Genomic DNA, 19,302 nt, shown 5'->3' on the forward strand with positions numbered 1-19,302 from the left:
CGGTACTCACAGTTTTCCGGCTACAGCCGCTTCGTCGAAGGTGGCCATCTGATTGTGTAACGCACAGGCTAAGCGTAACAGGGGGACAGCAATCGCAGCACCGCTACCTTCACCCAAGCGTAAGTTCAAGTCTAGCAGAGGGCGTTGTTTTAATTCGGTAACGGCAAAAACATGCCCCGGTTCTGCTGAGGTATGAGAAAGAAATAACCAGTCTGCCACGGTGGATTGCACCTTGATAGCAATCAGTGCGGCGGCAGTGCTGATGAAGCCGTCGACTAGTACAGGCAAGCCAAGTTGGGCAGCTCGCAGATACGCGCCAGTCAGGGCAGCGATTTCAAAGCCACCGAGGCGGCGCAACACTTCCAGCGGCTCGTCGAAATGGCTGCGGTGCTGGTTGAGGATGCGGCGAATCACGTTTACTTTGTGTACCATGCCGTCGCGGTCCAGACCTGTGCCGGGGCCGGTGGCGTCGAGTATTGCCACATCCAGCAAGGCGCAATACATCGCGGTTGCGGCGGTGGTATTGGCAATGCCCATTTCCCCGCCGATGAATAGTTCGGCATGGTTGGCGTGGGCGCGTTCTGCCGCATCCGCCCCGGCTTGCAGCGCAAGGCTGAGCTGGGTGCTGGTCATGGCGGCATCAAGGGCGCTATTTGCCGTGCCGTCACCTGCCCGTTGGCTAATCAGCTTGGGGTGTGTCACCACGGTTTTCATACCGACATCAATGATTTCCAGGGTTGCGCCGAGTTCGCGTGCCAGCACGTTAATCGCAGCGCCGCCCTTCAGGAAGTTGTGCACCATTTGCACCGTAACGGCTTGCGGGAAGGCTGAAACGCCCTCTTCTGCCACTCCGTGGTCGGCCGCGAATACACTGATGTGTACCGTGTCGATGCAGGGTTGTTCACGGCCTTGTAAACCGGCAAGGCGGATAGCGACAGCTTCCAGCTCGCCCAGTGCGCCGGGGGGTTTGGTGAGTTGCGACTGGCGTAAGTGTGCGGCTGCTATCGCCGCCGCATTGGGGGCTTTTACGGGGGTCTTTAACCATTCCATGTCATAACTCCTTTCAGTGGGTGCGGCAAACCTGCCATCATGAATACCACCGTTTCCAACTGTGCGGCTAGTTGCTGGTGGAGCTGGCCTGCATGATCAACGTAACGGCGGGTTAATTCACCTAAAGGAATAATACCTAAGCCAACTTCATTGCTAACCAGTAGCAGATCACCGGGTAATTCTGGTAAGCACGCCAGCAAGGCTTGTGTTTCAGTGGGCAGACGGTTGGGGTCTTCGTGGCAGAGTAGGTTGGTGAGCCACAGGGTTAGGCAGTCAACCAGTAGCAAGCGTCCGGGAGCAGCCTGTTGTTGCAGAGTGGTTGCTAGTGCCAGCGGTTCTTCAATGGTCTGCCAATGGGCGGGGCGTGACGCACGGTGGTGGGCAATGCGGGCGTGCATTTCGGCATCGTGCGCAGTCGCAGTGGCGATGTACACCACCTCACGCCCGGACTGCTGGGCAAGGGTTTCAGCGTGGCGACTTTTGCCGGAGCGTGCACCGCCAAGGATTAAGGCTTGCAAGGGTGTCAGGCTTCCAGTAATTGCAGGGTCAGCGGTTCCGGGCCGGAAATCTGGTAGCGGAAAGCGCTGCCCGGCTCTTCATGCAGTGCGACAATTTGCGGTTCAATCGGCAGTTCGCGGCCTTCGCGGGCAATCAGCGCGATGGCGGTGATGCTGGCAGGGCGGCCGAAATCGAACAGCTCATTCATCGCGCCGCGTAGGGTGCGCCCGGTGTAGATGACGTCATCCACCAGTAGTACGTGGCGGTTTTCAATCTCAAACGGCAGGCGTGAAGGCTTTTGCTGGCGGTGTAACCCAACCTGACTGAAATCGTCACGGTAGAACGTGGTGTTCAGCTCGCCCAGCTCTTCTGGGATATTGAGGCGCTGGCGCAAGGCTTGTGCCACCCAAACGCCACCCGTATGCAGACCGACCATTATTGGGTCGGTAATATGGTGGTTCTGTATCCATTGGCGAGTCTGCTGTTCGAGCTGGTCGAGCAGCGCGGTGACGTTATAATTTTTGTTGTCCATGATGGTATTCCTGAATCCAGCTTTCCAGAATGATGGTTGCTGCTATTTGGTCAATTTCTTCTTTGCGCACTTTACGTTTACGCCCCGCTTGCCGTGTCTGCTTGAGACGTTGCTCGGCTTCGAGGGAAGACAGTTGTTCACTCACCACGTCCACTGGCAGACCGTAGCGGCCTTCCAATTGGCGGATGAAGCGTAAAATCGGTTCTTGCATGGCACTATCCGAGCCATCCAGCTTGCGGGGCATTCCTACCACCAAGCGTTTGGGTTGCCATTCTTGCAGGCAGCGGGTAATGGCGTTCCAGTCTGGAACACCATCGTGCGCTTGCACGGTGGATTGCGGGGTGGCGATACCGGTGAGGGTATTGGTAATGGCAACGCCAATGCGTGCCTTGCCATAATCAAAGCCTAAGACCGTCATGTGGCTCATGCGTGACCTGCTGCAATGCCTAGCAGGTTAACGTCGATACCCAGTGTTCGTGCGGCACCTTGCCAGCGATCCTGATACGCCATGTCAAACAGAATGGGGGAAGTGCACGGGCAGGTGAGCCAAGTGTTTTCCTTGATTTCATGCTCAACTTGACCGGGGCTCCAGCCTGCACAGCCCAGCAGCAGTAAGAAGTGTGCAGGACCTGTGCCGTGAGCAATGTCTTGCAGGATGTCGCGGGAGGAGGTCAGTGCCAATTCCTCTGATACCCGTAAAGTGCTTTCCCAATTGCGTGAGCCGTCGTGCAATACAAAGCCTTGTTCGGCTTGTACGGGGCCGCCACTGAGGGCAAATTGCCCGGCAATGTGTGGATCTTCGATAGTAATATCCAATTGCTCAAACAGTTCCCCCACCGTCATACCGAGTGGGCGGTTGATGACGACGCCAAATGCACCAAATTCATCATGCTGACAGATCAGGCTGACCGTATGGTCAAAGTTCGGGTCGCCCATGTTAGGCATGGCGATCAGCAGATGGTTACGCAGGTTGAGTATATCTTGGGTCACGGCTGTTCCGGTTAATGCTGGGCTTACTGGGTATTCAGGATGCCGCTGTGGAAAATCCACGTGCGAGTAATGTTGAGTTGATCCCACTTGCGACGGATTTCTTCAGGCAGTGCGGGGTAAGGGCCTGCGAGTTTGATAATGCGCAGCGCCGCTTTGTCCAACACGTCATACCCTGATGATAGACTAATTTGCGCATCCACGACACGTCCCTCATGATCCAGAGTGGCATTCAGGATAAGTTTGCCACTGAGGTTGCGGGCAATGGCTTCTTCGGGGAAGTTAATATTACCGATACGTTCAATTTTCTTGATCCAGGTGTCGATGTATTCGGCTTCTACGGCACTTTTGGCGCTGACGGCATCGATGAAGTGGATGCGTGGGCGACGCGCATACTTTGCTTCATCCTCATCCATTTCGGCGAGTAATTGGGCAATTTCTTCGGTGGCATCGGTGCGTTCGTCGGCGACAGGCACATCCTCGTTTTCTTCAGGTTGCTCTGGCATTTTTTCGACACGTTTGAAGGTTTCACCTTTAGTGGTGAGGATTTGTGGGGTGAGCTTGAGCGGCGTGTCAGGCGAACCTGCTTCCGATTGGAGCGGTGATTCACCACTACTTTCTATCGGTAACAGTGAGGAAAGCGGGCTTTGTGGGCGGTTCTTTTCATCGCTGCTGCCACTGGCTTGCTGATTGGCCTGGGCAATAAAATCCACCATATCGGGCACGGTGTCAGAATGCGTTTGCACCAAGGTAATGTCCAGCACCGGGGCGAACTTGGTGTTCTGGTTGATTTCCGGGACGAAACTCACGCCGAAAATCAGCAGCAGGTGTAATACTGCGGCGATTGGAAAGGTTTTTGCTAGCGGTTCATCTGCTAAATTCATGGGTAATACAGTCATTGTTATAATACGTAGATGATGTTTTCCACGGACAGGACATTGTTTTTTATATTATCCTGCTTGTTTTTTTTCAAGGATAGCCCCTTCTATTAGGGGTATCTTAACACTTTAATGAGTCAGTTGAGTAGAGCCTTATGTTGAAACAAATGCTCGGATTGTTGCTAGCCGTGGTGCTAGGTGTGGGGGGCGCTTGGTTAGTGATGGGTACAGGGTGGCTATCCACGGGGGACAAAAAATCCCATTTACCTTTGCCTACCGGGGGGGATTTCACCCTGCAATCGGCTGATGGTGCGGTTAATTTGGCCGATTTTCGGGGAAAAGTGGTAGTGCTGTATTTTGGTTATACGGCTTGCCCGGATATTTGCCCGACGTCTATGGCTACTCTTAAAGCCGCAATGGCTTTGTTGACTCCGGTTGAAGTGGCAAAAGTGCAAGGTTTATTTGTTTCTGTTGACCCTGAGCGGGATACTTTGGCGCATATTCAACAGTACGTGAGGTATTTCCACCCCAGTCTCGTTGGCGTGAGTGGAGCGCAGGCGGCATTGCAGGAAATTACCCGCCGCTATGGTGTATTTTACCGCAAGGTGGAAGTGCCGGGGTCGGCGATGGCTTACACCATTGATCATTCTGCCGTCCTGTATGTGCTGGATAAGCAAGGTAAGTTACAAGAGCAAGTGCAACATGCCGTGCCACCCGCAGAATTGGCCGCCGCTATCCGCCGCTGGTTGTAAGGCTTACGGTTTGCGGCACAGCATGTGCTGGTAACGTGCGAGTGAACGCCATGGTTCTTGTTGTGAATAGAGGCGTTCCAGCGGTAAAACGTCTTCCAGCTTCGCCGTTTTGCGCACATTGTGGTACATGTAGTCGTAAAAACAGCGTACACCTGACCATGTGCCTAGCTCCAAGCCTAGTTCGTTCAACCAACCAAGCACTTCTTCTGGTTTCAGGGGTGAAATGGGGGCCAGCCCTTGATGGCCGTTACTGGCGATGTCGCCTCGACGTACTGTGTCCAGATCCCCCACAATCAGACGGCGCATGACGGTAGAGTGATGGTTGAAGAACATCAGTGACAGCGAACCACCCGGTGTTAGGCAATGCAGCAATTGTTCCAGTGCAGCACGGGGTTCTGCCAGCCATTCGAGTACGGCGTGGAAGATGATTAGATCAAATGTTCCGCAATCCTTAGGCTGTAGCTCTTGTACGCTGGCTTGCATCAAGTGGATAGAATCTTGTAAACCTTGTTCGACAATCGCGGCTTCGGCGCGTTGTAACATGTCGCCGGACGGTTCTGCTAATACGACATGATGGCCTTGCTGTGCCAGCCAGATAGCCATTTGTCCCAAGCCGCCGCCTGCATCTAGAATCCGCAAGGGTTGGCTGCTGCGGTGCATGACTAAGGGTTGTAAATCGTCTTGCAAAATGGCCAGACGAATGAGTCCACGTGGGTCATCGTAAATGCTGCGTTGGAAGCGTTGCGCCAGTCCATCGAAAATACGGTCTTGCTTCAATGTAGAAACCTATGGTGGTTACTAGGCTGTTTCGCCGATTTTTTCGGCGAAAATCACGAAAAAAACTTGATGTGTAAACCGCTGTTTACCTATTATGCCTTATACTTCAAGAAAGTTGTACTTCTTCATGGAACATCAACTTAATGTGCCAGTAAGACCCCTCAACTGACCACTGGCACATATTTCACCGGCTTACTTTTAGTAAGCCGGTTTTTTTATGCGGAATTAGGTCTGTTGTTCGAGATTTTCCCAGCGTGCAAATGCCGTTTCTAGCTCGCTTTCCAAGCCTTGTAATTCCTCTTGCCGGGCGACTACCTGCGCATTATTTTGCTGATAGAAGTCAGGTTGGCTCATCAGTTTATGTAAGGCCGCAATCGCAATTTCCAACTTTTCAATGATAGCAGGCAGCTGCTCCAGTTCGCGCTGATCTTTGAAACTGAGTTTTTTGGTTTTCGGTGCAGGTTTTGCAGCTTCCACCGGCTTTTCTACGGCTTTTTCCGTTTTGGCAGCCGCTTTGTCTTTGTCGGATAATGGCGTTGGACGTTGTAACAGCCAGTCGTCGTAACCACCGGCGTATTCGCCAACGGTATCATTTTCAAACACGATGCTGCGGGTGACGACTGAGTTGAGGAAACTCCGGTCATGCGAGATCAGCAACAAAGTGCCTTGGTAGTCGATCAGCAGTTCTTCAAGCAGTTCCAGCGTTTCGGCATCGAGGTCGTTGGTCGGTTCGTCCAATACCAGCAGATTGGATGGTTGGGCGAATAAGCGTGCCAGCAACAAGCGGTTGCGTTCGCCGCCGGATAGCACTTTCACTGGCTTCTGGATTTGCAGCGGGGTAAACAAGAAGTCTTGTAAATAGCTGATGATATGGCGTTTTTGGCCGTTAACTTCGACAAAATCCGAGCCAGAGGCGATATTATCGCGCAGGTTCTTTTCACCGTCGAATTGCGCCCGGTGTTGGTCGAAGTAGGCGATTTGCAGGCGGGTACCGAGGTTAACCTTGCCCGCTGTGGGTTGTAATTGCCCCAACAGTAGCTTGATCAGGGTGGTTTTACCGACACCGTTAGGGCCGATAATGCCGATTTTGTCGCCACGTAATACGGTGGTGTTGAAGTCTTGAATCAGCAGTGTGCCATCCCAGCCGTAATCGAGGTGTTCGGCTTCGACGACGACTTTGCCGGAACTGTCCGCTTGACCGATTTGGGCGGTGACTTTGCCTTGCAGGTTGCGGCGTTGCTTGAATTCTTCGCGCATGGCTTCGAGGCGGCGCACGCGGCCTTCGTTGCGGGTGCGGCGGGCTTTGACGCCTTGGCGGATCCAGACTTCTTCTTCTGCCATGCGTTTGTCGAAAAGTGCGGCTTGTTGGGCTTCAGCATCGAGCGCGGCTTGTTTGTTTTCCTGGTATTTCTGGAAATTGCCCGGCCAACTGGTGAGTTTGCCCCGGTCGAGTTCGATAATGCGGGTGGCCAGTTTTTGCACGAAAGAGCGGTCATGGCTAACGAATAGCAGGGTGCTTTTGAAGCCCATCAGGAAGTTTTCCAGCCATTCGATCGCGGGGATGTCGAGGTGGTTGGTTGGTTCGTCCAGCAGCAGCAGGTCGGGTTCGCCGACGAGGGCGCGGGCTAACAGGGCGCGGCGTTTCCAGCCACCGGAGAGGCTTTCAAAGAGGGTGTCGGGGTCAAGCTGGATGCGTGAGAGCACCGTTTCGACTTTCCATTGAATTTGCCATTCGTCTTCGGGTTCTACCACGCCTAAGCCTTCGGCTACGATGTCGAAGATGCGGGCTTCCAGATCGTGGGGCACGTCTTGTTGCAGCCGGGCAATCTTGAGTTCGGGTTGATGGATCATTTCGCCATCGTCGGGCTGGATGTCGCGGCACAGCAGCTTCATCAGGGTGGATTTCCCCGTGCCGTTGCGCCCGACCAGACACAAGCGTTCGCCTTGTTCAATGGTGAGGTCGATGCCGTCAAACAGGCGATTGTCGCCGTTTTCCAGATGGATATTGCGTAAGTGAAGTAGAGCCATAATACCTGTCGAAATAGTAAGCCGCTAAAGCAACAGGTATGCGCCCTTGGTCTTAGCGGGTGTCTGTACCTGTCTTTGTGAGTGGATAGTGCATGGATTGTACCTCCTTATCCAGTTGCTTGACGTGTTTTTGGTATTTTTTGGTACGGATTTGCAACATTTGTAAGGAATTTTTGTAACGCTTAAGGTGTGTCATTAGGTCGATCATTTTGTCGATATCCTGACGAGTTAAGCTGGATGCTTGTTGTATCGGTATCATTTCTGCCGCAACAGGTTCCGGCTCAGGTTCGGGTTCGGGTATGACGACGCTGACAGGTTCCGGCTCAGACTCAGGCTCAGGCTCGGGTATGATCACACTGACAGGTTCCGGTTCGGGTTCGGGTATGGCGAGGCTGATGGGTTCCGGTTCCGGTATGACGACACTGATGGGCTCCAGCTCAGGTATTGATATAACGGCAGGTGTGACGACGAGTGCGTTGGTTATGATGTCAGGCGTAATATCCGGTGTTATATCCGGCTTAGCCGTTATTAACAGTCTGCTGAACGGTTCAGCGACTTTGACTGATTTTTGAATGCTACTGAGTGGAATGATATTGCTGATATCTTCCGCTGTTTTTGGCAAAGTGGCGTGGTATTGGATGAGACGCTGGTTAGTTTCTTTCCATGTTTGTGGCCAGTCATGCCGAAGTTGCAGCTGGTAAGCTTCTCTAACCCATTGGGGAAGCCAGAAGCAACGCCCTGATAATTCGAGTAAGCCTAATTCGTTTAATTGTGAAATCGCTTGTTGGCGTTTTTTGGGGTTTAGGCGTGCAAACTGACCCATACGATTAATATAGTTATCTTGAGTCTTTTTGCTGAAGAATGCTGTCCAGCTGCGCTCTTTACCGAGGAGGGCTTCCAAGGTTTCCCAATGTGTGGGGCGGTAGAGCATACTGAGCAGGTAAAGCATCGCTTCATTGGGTTTGTTTTGAAGCTCGGTTGCGTTAGCCACCAGAATGCGGCGTGCTTGGCGTCCATCCGCTTTCTGATCCATTAAAACTGGGATTCTTTCCATTTTGCGCCAATCCCCTTGGTGCCACACTTTTAGATAGCTGCCAAGTAAGCTTAATACGAGTGGATTTTGCCCATAATCGACAGCTATTTGCCGAAGTTTGTCGGAATCTGCTTGCACGCCTTTGTAGCTTAAATATTCTGCCGAAGCGTCGACTGACAATACACCTAACTCATGGTGTTCTATGCCTGCCTTATCCAGAAAGTTGCCTTCCAATGGCGTTCGACTGATGGCAACGCATAAGCCAGGGTTGTGTGTGGCTAACCGCTCTAGCAATACATTGATGCGAGGGTCGCCTATTTGATGAGCGAGACTGCCTGTCTTGAATTGTAGGTTTTCTAGCCCATCCAATAAAAGTAGGGTGTGGTGGGACTGGACTAATTTGGCAAGGTATTCCCCTTGAAGTAAATTGGGGCAGCGTTGTGCTTCTTCTCCACCAAACCAATACAGGGCGTGATGGAAAAATTCTGCTACCGGATCTTGGGGGGCGTGAGCAAGATCAGGTGGATAAAATGACCAAAGAAAGACGGCTTCTGCATCATGCCAGTGCTTGTTTTGTAATTGATGCAGCCATTTGTGTACCAACGTACTTTTGCCAATGCCTGTTGCGCCATGCAGCAAGCATAGCCGTGACTTTGTACTGATCCAAGCCTGATTGAGAAAACCAATATCTTGGGCACGTCCAAATAATTGGGTTGCTTTAAATTGGTTTACATAATCTTCGGCAGAAATATGTTGCTGCCCACAATGGTATTCGTCCCGGATAAAGATCCTGGTCATTTGTCTTCCCCAATGCCCATCAAATAATGTTGTTATCAGCTACACGTTAGCAAATCACCTGAGCTTGTCAAGCTGTCGCCTTCTGGGCGGTAGGTGTTTTGATGTTCTCTATTTTCAGTCCTTATTTACAGCAGAAAGTTCAGCCGTTAGCCGCCAGTTGTTGGGTCAATCTGTTTGAGTTAACAGCATAATTGGCGCGTTTTAATAAGCATGAGGCTTCGTGAGTTTCGCCAGTTACACGCAATAATCGTGTGAGTAAGTGTGTATTTTGCATGAGACTGGGTTGATCATGACTGAGTTCGGCATAAGCGACGCCACGTCGAGCGCAGTACATCGCCGCTGAGAGATTGCCAAGAATTAAATGATGTTCACACAGATGATTGGCGATGATGGAGGCTCGATACCAGTGCTTTTTTAAGGCTGATTTTTCCAGTTTAACACCTAGGTTGCGCGTGGCGGTGATCGTTGATTGAATATCCGTGTGCCCGAATTTTAGGTAAAGCATGTTACTGGTTGGCAATAAGGGAATATCGGGTGATAAGGTGGGTAATGAGGTTTGCGTGCATTTTTCCAGTAGGCTTTGTAACCTTGTTGGAATAGTAGGAAAGCGTGCCCTGACTCGTTCACGGAAATAAGCGCGTAACATGCTGTGCAGATGCAGTGCGCCGGTATCAGGTGACGAGGATATTAAGCGCATTTGATAAAGGCGGTTTTGTAACTTGGAAAAGTCACGTAAATTGAGCTTGCTAAGGGGGGTGAGTGCTAGCAACGTTTCATCAGGTTTTAGCCAACGTTGAAACCACGCTTGGCGTTGGCTGTTGAGTAGTAAAAAGAGCTCTCTTTGGGTAACAGGGCGATCCAGTAGGGCAATGAGGTAGAGCAGTAATAATTCGGGCGTTTTCCATAACCATTGCTCAATAAGCGTGAGTACTCGCCGAAGTTGCAAGCTTTCGCGCTTTTCATCACGCCAAGCAAGCATGGCATTCACTTCTTCTAAGGCGCCCCCGTTATTTAAATAGGAGCTTAGCAGATCAAGTGTGAGGGGGTGGCCGCGAAAATCATGGGACATTTTGCTGAGCGTGTTCGGTAATAGCATCACGCTACGCTGGCGTAATAGTGCTGCACCTTCCTCATCGTTCAGTGCTGGTAGCGTGTGTTGAACAATGTTTTGTTGAAAGAGTTCACAGGCTGGAATGATCTGTTGGCTGGCGATTACGCATAAGCCATTATTATAGGCAGCAAGGTAATTAATTAAAATGCCCAATGATTGTGGTTGATTATTGCTCTCTTGAAAGTCAACTTCAAAGGATAGAGAGGGGAAATTATCCAAGACTAAAAGGGTGCGTTGGCGTTGAATGAGTTTCACCAGTAAGTTAACACGTTCGAGCGTTTGCTTGGGCAAGGTGAGGTGAGAGCCAAACCATCGCAGGGCATGTTCGATAAATTCATCTGCTAGTGTTTGTGCATTAGTGTCATCGGTGATGTCTGGGAATGACCAAGCGTATACTTGGTCTGCACCTAACCAATTCAAGGCTTCCAGCCTACTTAGCCATGTGTGCAATAGGGCGGTTTTACCCGTTCCCCCTATAGCATTCAACAGGAATACCCCGGTGAGTTCATCATGCCAAGCATTATCTAATGCCAATAATTCCTGTTCGCGTGCTACGAACCCCTTGATACTCGTTCGCGGGCAAGCACTGTTATTTTTTGCTTGCTGATGCCGCCAAAAGGTAATAAATGCCCCAATCATATTTTTGCCCGATCGATAAGTTAATCGAATATTGCTATTTATTGATTAGCCGAGCAACCAAGTAAAATAAATTTTTTTAATTAATCTGAGCTTATGGCAATGATATGCCTTATTTATTAGCATTTAGCTGTTCAGCATCGGGGTCTGGGGTTTCAACCAATTCGTTTTGTACTAGCTTTTCAGGGGTGTTATGAATTTGTTCCGAAGAAGGCGTGGCTAGTACCTCACCTGTTTCTTCGGAGGTTACGGGTAAGTCTTCTTGCATACTTTCGCTTAAGTCAGTCATGCTATTTTTGCATGCTTCTAAGTAGGCTGTTTTTTTGCCATCAGCGATGCCATCTTCTTCTGCATAGGTATTGCACAGTTCAGTCAGGGCTGTACTGTTGGTTTCTTCTGCAACCGGGGTGTCGTCTGCGAACAGATTTTGGGTAACACTGAGTGTGGCAATAGTGAGTAATAAAGTGAGGTATTTCATCATCGTTAACCTTTTTTGAGCATATCAAAATACCCAATCGCATCATTAACAACAGATCGGGCTTTTTTTTCATGAGGTTAGTGCTTGCACATAAGCGGGGTCTGGAAGGTCGAGGCCAAGGCCAAACAAAGTTTGGCCTACGACTTTCCGTACTGTTGCTGTGTAAGCTAATAACCTGATGTTCAATATCGACATCCATTGACTGGATTTGTTCATTTTCCAGTGGCTTAGGGGGAGATATTGGTACAGCTTTCGTCGTTGCCACTGTGATATCTCCCCTAAGGGATTATCAATAGGCACTGTTGTTAATATGGAAGTAATCGACTAGAAATACAAGTATTAGCCGATTTTCAGACCTGCGAAGAATCCACCAACGCCACTGACACCCTTGCTAGTGATGTGCGATAGGCGTTCCACCAGAAAACCACCGGATTGTTTGGCCATGCCCGTTGCTGCATTTGCTGCACTTTGGAGCTTTTCGTCGGTCATTTCAGTAATACCATAATATTCAGTGACAAACAGCAGGACGATAGCTGCGCCGCCTAGGAAAAGGGCCAACCGTAACATTTTTTTGGCGAAGTAGCCCACCGCTAGGCCGATGATAAAAGGTGCGCCAACATTACCCATCAAAAAGCCGGAGGATAGGAAGTCGGTAGACATGGTGTTGTTTACTGGATAATCGTTCATTTTTTGCCCTTCAAGATACCGTTGAGTTTATTGATGTTTTATTTGCTAATAGCATTCTGATAAGTTTATCGCTAATTATAAAAAATAACACGGATAGCCGTAAAGAATGAAGCATTCTGTCAGCTTGGCGATCGCTCTATTGTCTTTGGCAATGCCCGTCGATGCCACACAAATTATTACCCCGGCCGAGGCCAGTCGCGTTGTCAGTAGTGGCAGTGTTGTGACATTTGCACCGGTATACCGTGTGCTAGCACCAGAACAGGGTTTGGAAACGGGTTTGGGTCTACGCGTTCATTTTAATGCGAGTGCTTTACAATTTAACGGCGTTAGTGGTTTGTTTGCTTATGGTGTCCAGCCTGCCGGTGAGGTGATGGTGGATACCGAAGACTTTGATGCAGACGCGACGACTGACCGTTACGTGATTCTTGCTTGGGTTGATGTGATGGCGCAATGGCCGGGTACTGATGAGTTGCCTTTGACCTTAGGCGCGGTGTCATTCGAGGTGAAGAATGGGTTTGTGGGCACGACCTATTTGCGAACCACTGCCATTGATACTGCCGATGGTGCGGCCTTTCAAAGTACCCCCATGCAAGTGGATTGCACTGCTGCACCTCAGGTAGCGCTTAAGCTCAAAGGATTATTACAAGGCGCTTATGTGTCAGTCGATGGGTTGATGCGAGATAGTCTACGGAGTACGGGATTACTGCCTATGGCGCAACCGTATTCAGCATGGGGGTATGCGGGGAATGAAACCACTAGCACTGCTCTATTGGCAACAACAGGAGCTGATGCACCTGTCGATTGGGTGTTGGTGGAATTACGCGATAAAGCCGATGGTAAAACGCTGTTAGCCAGTAAAGCTGCTCTGGTGCAACGCGATGGTGATGTGATGGATGCTACAACAGGTAGCAATACTTTAGGCTTTTCCGGGGTGGTAGCGGGCAATTACTACGTGGCCTTGCGTCATCGTAATCATTTGGGTTTGTTGAGCGCTACGGCATTGAGCTTGAGTGCTACGCCGACTACGCTGGATTTTTCACAAGCAACCACGCAGGTTTATGGAAAGGATGTGCGAAGTGTGCAGGGTTCTGTGCGTCTGTTGCCGACAGGGGATGCTAATCACGATAATAAGCTGATTGCCGGTGGCCTTAACAATGATAAAAATATTGTGTTGAGTAAGGTGTTAACGGATCCAAGCAATCTGGATATCCGTACTAATTTCCAACTACAGGGCTACTATGATTCCGATCTAAATCTGGATGGTAAAACCCTCTATGTGGGATTAGATAATGACATCAATACCTTATTAGCCAATATTCTCTTGGCACCTGACAATACCACCACCAGCACTAATTACATCCTGCTTGGCAGTTTGCCAGCATCCGGTAGCACCCCATGAAAAAAATAATGTTTGTTTGTTTGTGGCTGCTGCTGTTTAACGGGGTATCGGCTAATCCTGGTGGTGGCGTGCAAGCCAAGCCGGAAACGTTTCGGGAAAATAAGGGAGCGCCAGTTTCGGCGGCTGTCTCACTGCGCTTACCCTTGGCAATAAGCAAACGTGGGATGGCGACTGCTCGTAGTGTCCGTATCACCAATACGCTCACTTTGCCTGAGCTGGACATCAGTGAAATCGCCTCATTGCAACAGACTGCTGGGGAAAAAGCGCTTCGTGTTGGGGTAGGGCGTGCCTTGCCCGCCAGCATTAGCCAGCCAATTGATTTGGCTACATGGCAATGGACGGCCGTGAGTGGCGGTAAAGTTGCACAGTTTACGCTGAATTCTGCCGGTGCATTACGGGTGCGGGCGCAGGTACAACTGGGTAAGTTTCCTGCCGGGGTGGAATTACGTTTTTATTCGCCGACAGATACGACCCATGTATTTGGCCCTTACACGGAGGCTAACAGCTTGTTCTGGTCGCCGACGCTGGAGGGAGAATCGCTGGGGCTGGAGCTGTTCTTGCCAGATGGGGTGGAGGCGGCACAAGTGGAGTTGGCAATTCCTCAGTTATCTCATTTGGTAGTTGACCCGGCCAACAATACCCTGAAAAGCAGTATTTTTAAGGAAGAATACGCCAGTTGCCAACAAGATATGGCGTGTGCAAGCCCGGCGTGGCAGGAAACGGGTAAGTCGGTGGCGCGTTACGTGTTTACGGATACGGATGGTTTGAGTTACCTATGTTCCGGTACTGTTTTGGCGGATAGTGATCCATACACACAAATTCCGTATTTTTTCACCGCCGCGCATTGCATCAATAATCAGCAGGCTGCCAGCAGCATGGATATGTTTTGGTTGTATGCCAATGCGACTTGTGGCGGGACGGATAGTAGCTTTGTCCAGACCACTGGCGGCGCACAATTACTGATGGCGAAGCCTGCGCTGGATACTGTGTTGGTGCGTTTGAATAATAATCCTCCCACAGGTGTCACCCTGTCAGGGTGGACAACGACACCCTTGGTGGCTAATCAGTCGGTGATTGGTATCCATCATGCCTTGGGGCAGCCTAAAAAATACGCGATGGGCAATTTCGACAGTTATGTCAGGCTGGATGCGTCTGATGGTGGTTATATGGTTACGCCTGATGCGAACGGTGATTTTTCCCAAGTGGTATGGCATACCGGAATTACCGCGCCAGGTAGCAGTGGTTCCGGGGTATGGGTTGAGCAAGACGGCGTGCATTATTTGAATGGTGCGCTATTGGGTGGTGCATCTGAGTGCAGCAGTATGGGGTCACCTGATGAATACAGCCGTTTTGAACGTACTTGGCCGTTTGTGAGTACTTGGCTGGATGCACAAGGCACGCCACCTACATTGCACTTACAGGGGGGTACTAAGTCGATAAGTGCCTTGGTGGATGGCGTTATTATTGCGCGTTATTTGCAAGGGATAAGGGGGGATGCATTGTTAGAGGGGGTGACGACTCAGGCATTAGACACGACTGTGCTGGAAAATCAGCTGGCTGCGGTGCAGGTCGTGATGGATGTGGATGAGGATGGCAAGACAGATACCAGTAAGGATGCTGCCTTGTTGATACGTTACTTGTTGGGATTGCGCAATACGTCGCTGGTACAGGGGATGGATTTGAGCACATCCAAGCGCAACACGAGCAGTGCTATTGCCACTTACCTTGAATCCATTCTGAATGCTACCCCCTAAAAAAAGCCCGGTTGATGTAACCGGGCATCCCGCTCAGACCATGTACAACCTAGCAATACTGTACATGGCAACTACCCTCACTAGCGGCTTCTAAACGGTATAAAGGGGCTATGCTTTTGACATTTATCAATGTGCAGAAAAATGCAAAGGATGTCAATAAGTAGTTGATTATGCAAATATTCTTAAACACTAACGTTGCGGCGCACCAATCCTTAGGATTTTTCCATAGAAATGGATTAATTCCCAGTTTACCGTACAATCATGGGTGTCCTTGTTAAGTGCACCACGATTATTATGTTTGATTATATTGATAACACTGAAAAGCTCACCGCTTTGCTTGCCCGTCTGGATAAGGCTGAGTGGATTACCCTCGATACAGAATTCATTCGCGAAAAAACCTATTACCCGCGTTTGTGCCTGATCCAGATTGCCAGCGAAGACACGCTGGCTTGCATCGACCCGCTGGCCATTTCTGACCTGAAACCGTTTCTGGATTGGCTCAAGCAGCCGCACCGCCTGAAAGTGCTGCACGCTGCTTGGCAGGATATGGAAATCTTCCATCATCTCGGTAACGGCACTGTACCCACCCCCTTGTTTGACACCCAAGTGGCCGCAGCCGTCTTGGGGATGGGCGACCAAATGGGTTATGCACGTTTGGTGGAAGCCTTACTGGGTTTGTCGCTGGATAAATCCCAATCACGCACCGATTGGTCACGCCGCCCGCTGACTCGCGCCCAGCTTGAATACGCCATTGACGACGTGCGTCACTTACGCGATGCCTACAAGCTGTTACGCGAACAACTGGAAACTTTAGGGCGCACCAAATGGTTGGAAAAGCCTTTCCAGAAACTCGCCGATCCGGCAACGTATACGGTTGACCCGCAAACCGTGTGGGAGCGGGTGAAAGGCTTGCAAGTCCTCAAGCCGCAGCAACTCGCTATCCTGCGTGAACTGGCGGCGTGGCGCGAACAGCGTGCGTTGCTGAAAGACATTCCGCGCCGCTGGATTTTGTCGGATGAAATCCTGCTGGACATGGCGCGAATGCAGCCAGATAGCCCAGCCGGTTTGCGCCAGATCCGGGGTTTGAGCGACGAGCAGATTGAGCGCGGGGCAAGTGAATGGCTGGCCTGCATTGCACGTGGTTTAGCCGTACCGAAAAGCGAATGCCCGCAATTGCCACGTCGCCGCAAGCTGGATGCCAATATGAGCGTGATTGCCGACGTATTGACCGCTTTGTTGAATCAGGTCGCCAACGAACATGGCATTTCCGCGCAAATGATTGCCACCCGCCAGCAGCTTGAGAAAATGTTGGAAGAAGGGCGCACCACGCTGTCAGACGACTGGCGTGGCGCTTTGGTGAATGATGTGTTCACCGCCGTGTTAACGGGTAAAGCGGCTATCCGGGTACGGGATCAGCAGGTGGTGGTCGAGGGGTGAAGCTCACCCCGCCGCGCTAATGCTATTGCGCAGCACCCCAACGCTTTCCACCTCGCATTCCACCACATCGCCCGGTAACAGGAATTCGGGCGGTTCGCGCACAAAGCCCACCCCGCTGGGCGTGCCGGTGGCGATCACATCGCCTGCTTCCAGTGTCATGCCGCGTGACAGCCATTCAATAATGCTGGCGACGTTGAAAATCATATTGCGGGTGTTGGAAGCCTGTTTGGTGACACCGTTCACTCGGCAGGCAATGGCGAGGTTTTGCGGGTCAGCAATGTCATCAGCCGTCACAATCCAGGGCCCCATTGGGCAGCCACCGTCCAGACTTTTGCCGAGGAAATACTGCTTGTGGCTCAACTGGATGTCACGGGCGCTCAAATCGTTGATGACGGTATAGCCGAACACGTGATCCAGCGCGTTGGCGGCGGCAATCTTTTTACCGCCTTTGCCCAGCACTACGCCGAGTTCTGCTTCCCAGTCGAGTTGGGAACAGGTATCCGGGTCAAACGGTACGACTGCATCTTGCCCAATCACGCTGGTCGGGCATTTGGTGAAGACGATGGGGTATTGGGGGGCTTTGCCGGTACGCCCGATTTGGTTGGCGGTTTCTTCGGCGTGTTCCAGATAATTCAGCCCTAAACACATCACGTTTTTGCGCGGGCGTGGGATCGGCGCTAGCAGGGTAATGTCTGCGAACTTTACCCGCATCGCGTCAGTGGCGTTGGCAAGCATGGCTGACAGGTCGGTTCCGCTCTCAATTAGCGAAATCATGTCGCGCCATGCGGCTTGGTCAAAGGCTGGGTCAAGGGCGGGGAGCAGCACGCCTTCTGTTTGGGCAATGCAAACGAACGTTTGGTTGTTATATAGGCAGGTTCCAAGTTTCATTTAAAAGCATCCTTGTGTGCTTGGTCGTCAGCGGTGAGCGACAGGGTTTCAGTGTATGTTGGCATCCGCACCGGGGCGGACAGGGTGTTACGCAAATGTTCTGCCAAGGTGGTTTTAGCCTCCTGTTCCCCATGCACCAGCACCACCGGCGGGCGGTTTTCAAACTGGGCGTACCAGTAGTGGCTTAGCCCGGCCTGATCTGCGTGGGCAGACAGCCCGCCAATGGTGTGGACTTGTGCCGCCACCCGAATGGTTTCACCCCATAAGCGGATGTGCTTTGCCCCATCCACCAGCGTCCGGCCTAAGGTGCCGCGAGCCTGAAAGCCGGAGATGAGAATGTGGCAATCGCGCCGCCAAGCATTGTGTTTGAGGTGATGACGGATGCGTCCGCCGTTACACATGCCGCTGCCTGCAATGATGATTGCGCCGCTGTGTATCTGGTTGATACTCATCGACTCCTCTGGGGTGCGGGTAAAGCGTAAGTTGGGCAACATCGGCGTGACGCGGTTTTCGCGCCACAATTGCGAAGATTCGTCATCAAACAGTTCGCAGTTGCGGGCATACACATCGGTGGCCTCAATCGCCATGGGGCTGTCGAGAAAAATGTGCCAGCGCGACAGACCCCATTCGTCATAGTATTTGGCAAACAGGTAGAGAATTTCCTGCGTGCGCCCCACCGCAAAGGCGGGAATCAGGATATTGCCCTGCCGTCGGGTCATTTCCTGAAACAGATCAGCCAGTTCCTGACGGGTAGCTTCCCAGTCACGGTGCAGGCGGTCGCCGTAAGTGCTTTCCAACAAGACCATATCCGCTTGTTTGATGATGGCGGGGTCTTCCAGCACCGGCATTCCTGAACGCCCCAGATCACCGCTGAAGACCAGTTTGCGGTCTTGCTTGCCACTGTGCAGCCACAATTCGACGATGGCAGAACCGAGGATATGCCCGGCATCTTGCAGCCTGAGCGCCACCAGCGGCAGGATTTCCAGTCGCTCATTGTAGGAGAGTGGCTGGAATAGTTCAAAAACGGCTTCCACATCCTCAAGGGTGTAGAGCGGTTCGACCAGTTTCAAGCCCTTGCGCTCACGCTTGCGGTTTTCCCAACGGGCATCCTTTTCTTGCAGGAACGCGGAATCCCGCAGCATGATTTTGCACAGGTCGGTGGTTGCTTTATGGGTATAAATCGGGCCATTGAACCCCTGCTTCACTAACAAGGGCAAGCGCCCGGAATGGTCAATGTGGGCGTGGCTGAGGATAACGGCATCAATCGCCGCTGGGTCGAACGGGAACGGGGCGCTATTACGGGCTTCATCCTTGCGTGAACCTTGTATCAGGCCGCAATCCAGCAAGACCTTGTACTCCCCAGCCGTTAGCAGGTGGCAAGAGCCGGTCACTTCGTTAGCTGCGCCAAGAATTTGTAGTTCGATGCTCATGCTTCCTCCATCAGGCCGATAATCGGGGTTAACGTGGTGGTGTGTATCCAGTGTAGGGGTGGGCATGATGGCTGGCAAGCGTTGTGACCGTACAAGTTGACCTCACGTAGTACAATAGCGGCATGTTCTTCAATAACAGGATTTTTCAA

The 19,302-nt window shown here is 51.4% G+C and carries 19 protein-coding genes; 4 read left to right on the forward strand and 15 right to left on the reverse strand.

Annotated features, from left to right (window positions below):
* Positions 1-6: 6 nt before the first annotated feature.
* The 6 genes from cobT to Q394_RS0106475 are packed head-to-tail and all read right to left on the reverse strand — an operon-like array spanning position 7 to position 3,951.
* The gene (gene cobT, locus Q394_RS0106450; RefSeq protein WP_028488554.1) at positions 7-1,050 is read right to left on the reverse strand and encodes a nicotinate-nucleotide--dimethylbenzimidazole phosphoribosyltransferase; all 1,044 of its coding nucleotides are present in this window, start codon (positions 1,048-1,050) and stop codon (positions 7-9) included.
* Entirely contained in the window at positions 1,038-1,568 is a 531-nt protein-coding gene (gene cobU / locus Q394_RS0106455) for a bifunctional adenosylcobinamide kinase/adenosylcobinamide-phosphate guanylyltransferase (RefSeq protein WP_028488555.1), read from the reverse strand. The genes cobT and cobU overlap by 13 nt, the downstream gene beginning before the upstream one ends.
* A gap of 5 nt (positions 1,569-1,573) precedes the next feature.
* Positions 1,574-2,080, reverse strand: a complete 507-nt coding sequence (gene pyrR / locus Q394_RS0106460) for a bifunctional pyr operon transcriptional regulator/uracil phosphoribosyltransferase PyrR (protein ID WP_028488556.1) — start codon at positions 2,078-2,080, stop codon at positions 1,574-1,576.
* The gene (gene ruvX, locus Q394_RS0106465; protein ID WP_028488557.1) at positions 2,061-2,507 is read right to left on the reverse strand and encodes a Holliday junction resolvase RuvX; all 447 of its coding nucleotides are present in this window, start codon (positions 2,505-2,507) and stop codon (positions 2,061-2,063) included. Before ruvX ends, pyrR begins: the two co-directional genes overlap by 20 nt.
* Positions 2,504-3,070, reverse strand: coding sequence for a YqgE/AlgH family protein (locus Q394_RS0106470; RefSeq protein WP_028488558.1), 567 nt, complete (start codon positions 3,068-3,070; stop codon positions 2,504-2,506). The genes ruvX and Q394_RS0106470 overlap by 4 nt, the downstream gene beginning before the upstream one ends.
* Before the next feature lie 23 nt (positions 3,071-3,093).
* Positions 3,094-3,951 carry an energy transducer TonB gene (locus Q394_RS0106475; protein ID WP_245606742.1) on the reverse strand — a complete coding sequence of 286 codons (858 nt, stop codon included), beginning with the start codon at positions 3,949-3,951 and terminating at the stop codon, positions 3,094-3,096.
* A 149-nt stretch (positions 3,952-4,100) separates the two neighbouring features.
* Between Q394_RS0106475 and Q394_RS0106480 the strand changes: the two genes are divergently transcribed.
* The gene (locus tag Q394_RS0106480) at positions 4,101-4,697 is read left to right on the forward strand and encodes an SCO family protein (protein ID WP_028488560.1); all 597 of its coding nucleotides are present in this window, start codon (positions 4,101-4,103) and stop codon (positions 4,695-4,697) included.
* Positions 4,698-4,700: 3 nt separating this feature from the next.
* Here the strand turns inward: Q394_RS0106480 and Q394_RS0106485 are convergent, their stop codons facing one another.
* From Q394_RS0106485 to Q394_RS0106510, 6 genes are all read right to left on the reverse strand, one after another.
* Complete coding sequence (locus Q394_RS0106485; protein WP_028488561.1) at positions 4,701-5,474, reverse strand: methyltransferase domain-containing protein; 774 nt, start codon at positions 5,472-5,474, stop codon at positions 4,701-4,703.
* 225 nt (positions 5,475-5,699) lie between these two features.
* A complete protein-coding gene (locus tag Q394_RS0106490; RefSeq protein WP_028488562.1) occupies positions 5,700-7,502 on the reverse strand; it encodes an ATP-binding cassette domain-containing protein in 1,803 nt (600 codons plus the stop codon).
* A 52-nt stretch (positions 7,503-7,554) separates the two neighbouring features.
* Positions 7,555-9,333, reverse strand: coding sequence for an AAA family ATPase (locus tag Q394_RS21340; protein WP_028488563.1), 1,779 nt, complete (start codon positions 9,331-9,333; stop codon positions 7,555-7,557).
* 139 nt (positions 9,334-9,472) lie between these two features.
* A complete protein-coding gene (locus Q394_RS0106500) occupies positions 9,473-10,864 on the reverse strand; it encodes a hypothetical protein (protein ID WP_156946756.1) in 1,392 nt (463 codons plus the stop codon).
* A gap of 328 nt (positions 10,865-11,192) precedes the next feature.
* The gene (locus Q394_RS0106505) at positions 11,193-11,561 is read right to left on the reverse strand and encodes a hypothetical protein (protein WP_156946757.1); all 369 of its coding nucleotides are present in this window, start codon (positions 11,559-11,561) and stop codon (positions 11,193-11,195) included.
* 336 nt (positions 11,562-11,897) lie between these two features.
* Positions 11,898-12,245 (reverse strand): FUN14 domain-containing protein, encoded by a 348-nt coding sequence (locus tag Q394_RS0106510; protein ID WP_028488566.1) that lies wholly within the window; start codon positions 12,243-12,245, stop codon positions 11,898-11,900.
* Between the two features lie 106 nt (positions 12,246-12,351).
* Between Q394_RS0106510 and Q394_RS0106515 the strand changes: the two genes are divergently transcribed.
* The 3 genes from Q394_RS0106515 (at position 12,352) to rnd (ending at position 16,835) form a co-directional block, all read left to right on the forward strand.
* The gene (locus Q394_RS0106515) at positions 12,352-13,644 is read left to right on the forward strand and encodes a hypothetical protein (RefSeq protein ID WP_028488567.1); all 1,293 of its coding nucleotides are present in this window, start codon (positions 12,352-12,354) and stop codon (positions 13,642-13,644) included.
* Positions 13,641-15,398, forward strand: coding sequence for a trypsin-like peptidase domain-containing protein (locus Q394_RS0106520; protein WP_156946758.1), 1,758 nt, complete (start codon positions 13,641-13,643; stop codon positions 15,396-15,398). The genes Q394_RS0106515 and Q394_RS0106520 overlap by 4 nt, the downstream gene beginning before the upstream one ends.
* Positions 15,399-15,692: 294 nt before the next feature.
* Positions 15,693-16,835 (forward strand): ribonuclease D, encoded by a 1,143-nt coding sequence (gene rnd / locus Q394_RS0106525; RefSeq protein ID WP_038140754.1) that lies wholly within the window; start codon positions 15,693-15,695, stop codon positions 16,833-16,835.
* A 3-nt stretch (positions 16,836-16,838) separates the two neighbouring features.
* Here the strand turns inward: rnd and Q394_RS0106530 are convergent, their stop codons facing one another.
* Genes Q394_RS0106530 through Q394_RS22315 form a run of 3 tightly spaced genes read right to left on the reverse strand, consistent with a single transcriptional unit; the run spans position 16,839 to position 19,302 of the window.
* On the reverse strand, positions 16,839-17,723 hold the full coding sequence (locus Q394_RS0106530) for a fumarylacetoacetate hydrolase family protein (protein WP_028488570.1): 885 nt from the start codon (positions 17,721-17,723) through the stop codon (positions 16,839-16,841).
* A complete protein-coding gene (locus tag Q394_RS19360; protein ID WP_156946759.1) occupies positions 17,720-19,153 on the reverse strand; it encodes an MBL fold metallo-hydrolase RNA specificity domain-containing protein in 1,434 nt (477 codons plus the stop codon). The genes Q394_RS0106530 and Q394_RS19360 overlap by 4 nt, the downstream gene beginning before the upstream one ends.
* Positions 19,150-19,302, reverse strand: a complete 153-nt coding sequence (locus tag Q394_RS22315; protein ID WP_156946760.1) for a hypothetical protein — start codon at positions 19,300-19,302, stop codon at positions 19,150-19,152. The genes Q394_RS19360 and Q394_RS22315 overlap by 4 nt, the downstream gene beginning before the upstream one ends.

It is taken from the genome of Thiothrix lacustris DSM 21227 (genome assembly GCF_000621325.1).
Classification (GTDB): domain Bacteria; phylum Pseudomonadota; class Gammaproteobacteria; order Thiotrichales; family Thiotrichaceae; genus Thiothrix; species Thiothrix lacustris.